Source organism: Flavobacterium rhamnosi, from assembly GCF_048286515.1.
GTDB lineage: Bacteria > Bacteroidota > Bacteroidia > Flavobacteriales > Flavobacteriaceae > Flavobacterium.
On the sequence record NZ_JBLVPS010000058.1, the window covers coordinates 1 to 1,088 of the forward strand.

The 1,088-nt window shown below is 42.8% G+C and carries 1 protein-coding gene; it reads right to left on the reverse strand.

Annotation, left to right across the window (positions count from 1 at the left end; translation table 11 throughout):
• Positions 1-1,088: TolB-like translocation protein (locus ACNQGN_RS18905; protein WP_417989370.1), on the reverse strand; the 1,088-nt coding region annotated here is incomplete at both ends.

Sequence of the window (1,088 nt, forward strand, 5' to 3'; positions counted from 1 at the left end):
GCTTTCGAGCCATCTGGAGCCATTTCCCAAATATCATGAGAGTCATAGAAAATGAATGACTTGTCATCTGCCGTCCATCCTGGATTACCATAGGCTTGAGCCTCTTCACTAATATCATGATGAATATCATCTAAAGGAGCTGTTATTGAAGCCGTCACTTTTTTGTGCGTGTCTTTCAAAATATCATATACCCACCAGTGCCTGTCTTTAAAATAAGAAATATAGCGGCCACCAGGGGACATTAAGACCTCACTTTCAGATACCTGTTTTTGCAACAGTAATTTTTTCTGTCCTGTTTCCATGGATGTTATATAAAAATCGCGATCACCTTTCATTTTGAACTGGGGCTCATAGGCAAGGAGATCAGAGGTGACGGCATGGGTTTGGGTGCCATTGAGCATCACTTCGGTAAAGGTTGCATCACTAAGTTGTTCAATACGATCCGTTTGTGGTTCCCAAACATAAGTATGGGGCAAAAGATCGCGGGGTCCGATTGCATTTCGTTCCGGATAGGTACTTTTGTCTTCCGCTTTCCATATTTGTACCGCCAGTGGATCAACCGGCGCGTCGGAGATTTCTTTTTGTATGCCGAAAATGACTCTTTTGCAGTCTTTAGAAATAGTAATGCCAACAAAGGGACTGACGGCTATATTCATAGCCGAAGGGATGTTTTTATTTGTTTGGGCATCCAAAGTATAAAGGCGTTTGTCGGCTAAACTATAAAACAGCAACTGATTTTTTACCCCTACATCCGCTTTGGCCTTTCTGAGTGGTTCTTTTAAAAAGGCAACTGCTTTTGCATCAGCCTGCCACATTGGATTGGTCAAACGGCAGTCTGTGGTTTCCATTACCGCTGTAGTGGTAATGCCCTCTCCTAAAAAGAGAAGATTAGCGGAGCACTGCTGTTTTGATGCGGTAAAATAAACCAAAGCATTTCCAGCAGGGGCCATCAGCCATTTGCTCACATTAGCAATGGTATGCCGTTTTTCGCTTCTCAAATCCCGAACAATCAAACTGGTTTTTGAATCTGCTGTGGCAGCTAATACAACAAGGTATCTCCCATTTGAAGTAAAGGCATACCGTTTTAC